This window comes from Fulvivirga aurantia, assembly GCF_009711475.1.
GTDB classification, from domain to species: Bacteria; Bacteroidota; Bacteroidia; order Cytophagales; family Cyclobacteriaceae; genus Fulvivirga; species Fulvivirga aurantia.
The window spans coordinates 1-3,084 of sequence record NZ_SMMD01000477.1; the positions used below are offsets into that span (position 1 = coordinate 1).

The following is a 3,084-nucleotide window of genomic DNA, read 5'->3' on the forward strand; positions in this document are numbered from 1 at the left end:
TTCTATTAAAACGCTAGATAGCGACAATACACCTTGGGGCAGATCGATGGGGTTTGAGATTGAAAATGATAAAGAGTTTAGCCTTTATTATCTCGACAAAGATGGAAACAAGCAAAAGGCTTTCAAGAAATTATCCTTTAATGATACTGTGTTAGTAAATGGTTACAGGTTCTATTTTAAAAAAGAAGGTACTGTGTCAGGGCAGTTAAAGAAGTACTTTATACTTAGATTCACTGATCCATTTAGTTTAGCAAAGCGCTATAGTAATAAATTGAATGCCGACTGGGCAATGCAGGGAGCTTCAGTAGTTAATCTTGATATTAATGGGCCCGTGCCTGAGAAAGAAATAGACTTTCTGAGTAAATTTATTGAAAAATATCAGGAATATGATGTGAATAAGAAAAGTCAGGTAGCCGAGAAATCTATTCAGTTTTTGGATGAACAGCTAGAGGTTATAGGTGATTCGTTACGATATTATGAAGATCGTATACTTGCTTTTAAGAAGGAAAATGTATCTAGTACTTTTAGTGGTGAAGCGATGAGACTCTATGAAAAGTTACAAGGACTGGAAGGGGAAAAGGTGCAAATGGAATTGCAAGATACATATTTTAAGTATTTAAATGATTTTTTAAAAGAGGATAACCTTCAGGAGGACATCGTTACTCCGGCAAGTGTAGGCATTACTGATCCAGTCATTGTTACACTGATCAACAGAATGATAGAACTTCGAGCTGAACTGAACCTTTCACTAGGAGCAAGTAAATTACAGGATAATCCGCTTTACAAAGAGAAGGCAAACCAGATAGATGAGTTAAATTTATCTATCCGTAAAGCAATAAGAAATTATAAATCAACGAAACAAATTAATAGGGACTTTATCAACGATCAAATTAGGATCCTTGATAGACAACTAAAAAAACTACCCGGGGTACAGCAGCAATTGGTTGATATTGAACGCAACTATGCTCTTCGAGAGAATTTGTATAATTTTATTTTGCAGAAAAAAGCAGAAGCGGGTATATCACGTGCATCTACCACTTCTGATATTGTAATAGTAAATCCTCCATTACGAGCAGGTGGGGCTATTTCCCCCAATAAATTAATAAACTATGGAGTTGGAGGAGCAATTGGTCTTGTAATACCACTATTGTTTTTCTTTCTTAAAGAAGTGTTTAATAATAAAATACAGTCAAAGGAAGATATTGAGAGTCTCACTGATGTGAGTATTATCGGTGGCATAGGTCATAATATGAAACAGTCGAACCTTATAACCTGGAAAAGCCCTAAGTCTGCAATAGCTGAGTCTTTTAGAAACTTGCGTAGTAATCTTAATTACTTCACTTCTGGTAAAGGTAAAAAAGTTTTTATGATTACTTCGTCCGTTTCAGGAGAGGGTAAGTCCTTTACAACCATAAATTTAGCAACAATTTTTGCCTACTCAAAAAAGAAGACAGTTATCATTGGTGCAGACATGCGTGTGCCAAAGATTTACAATGATTTTGAGTTGTCCAACGATGTTGGCCTAAGTCAATATCTATCACATCAGGCTGGTCTCGAGGATGTTATTCAGTCTACCAAAGTAGACAATCTTGACATAATAAGTGCAGGACCTGTGCCTCCAAATCCTAGTGAGTTGCTCATGTCAGATAGGCTTGATACTCTCATTAATGAGTTGCTGAAGCACTATGATTTTTTAGTGATAGACACACCGCCCATTGGCCTGGTGAGCGATGCACTTACCTTATCTCACAAGGCAGACCATGTGTTATATCTTGTAAGACAAAATTTCACCCCTCGTGAAGCAGTTGTTAATGTCAATGATGTAGTAAAAAAAGGTCTCATACCAAGCCTGAGTATTGTATTTAACGATATAAAAAAGTCTGGGATGGGTTATGGTTATGGTTATGGTTATGGTTATGGCTATGGTTATGGAGGTAAGAAGAAAAGCGGTGGGTATTATAATGAATGAGGTATGGGTGATAAAAAAAGGAGATTACTTGTACTGGGAATTGGACAAACCAACTTTATTGCTCCACTGTACACTGCAATAAAAAATGAGCTACCCAACCTAAGTATAGACATTGACCAGTTAAAAGATTTGTCTAACAGTAAGAAACAGAGACTTGATGTATTTCAAGAGATCAATTATGGGAAAACATCAAAGTTGTTTAGGATTTTTAATCTTCCTATGCTGTTGACTTACAAGTGGGTGTGGCTTAGCTTCAATATTGCTGCAGTGGAAAGAGGTTTTTTATATGCAATAAAACTATTAAATAAAATAAATAACAATTATTCTAAGGCAAGAAAAATAGGGAATAAATATGACTTTATCCAAATTCATTTTGTTTCATTATCTAACATATTGGCAGCGCCTTTTTTTAATGAAAAAAGCAAATTGATATTGTCGTTTTGGGGTTCTGACTTAATGAGAAATAGTGGTATGGTAAATCATTTTTATGTTTCTCAGGCACTAGAAAAGGCTAAATATATATCGGTACAATCGGTAGAGCTTCGAGAATTTATTTTGGTTAAATATGGGCGACACCTTTCTTCAAAGATAAAAACAGTTCAATTTATATTAGATGGTAGAATTTTTAATAGTATTGATGAAGGTCGAAGGCGGGAAGATATATCAACTTATTGTAAAAAAAATAAGATAAATATTTTAGTTGGTCATAATGCTTCTCGATTTAACAATCATATACCAATTATTGATGCTATATCCAAAATGCCCTCTACATATCACGAAAAACTACACCTAATTTTTACATTGGGGTATGGTGAAAATAATAAAGTAAAACTGATAGATTATGTTGAGAAAATTAGATCTGAGCTTATTTTGAGTGGTTTAGATCATACGATTATTACTGATTTTCTTAATCACAATCAAATAGCAATGCTGAGGCATAGTACTGAGATTATGATTCATATGCCCGTTTCTGATGCCTTAAGTGCAGCTATGACCGAAAGTATTTATGCGGGTGCATTGGTTATCACAGGTAGTTGGTTACCTTATGGACCATTCAAGAGGTGTGGCTCCTACTTTATGGAGGTTGAGAAGATTGAAGACTTGAGTTTTACTCT

The 3,084-nt window shown here is 34.9% G+C and carries 2 protein-coding genes; both read left to right on the plus strand.

Going from position 1 to position 3,084, the window contains the following annotated elements:
- The coding region (locus E1176_RS03270; protein ID WP_155209148.1) for a polysaccharide biosynthesis tyrosine autokinase at window positions 1-1,969 on the plus strand (1,969 nt) is incomplete at its 5' end.
- Window positions 1,970-1,972: 3 nt separating this feature from the next.
- On the plus strand, window positions 1,973-3,084 hold a 1,112-nt coding region (locus tag E1176_RS03275), incomplete at its 3' end, for a hypothetical protein (RefSeq protein ID WP_222933065.1).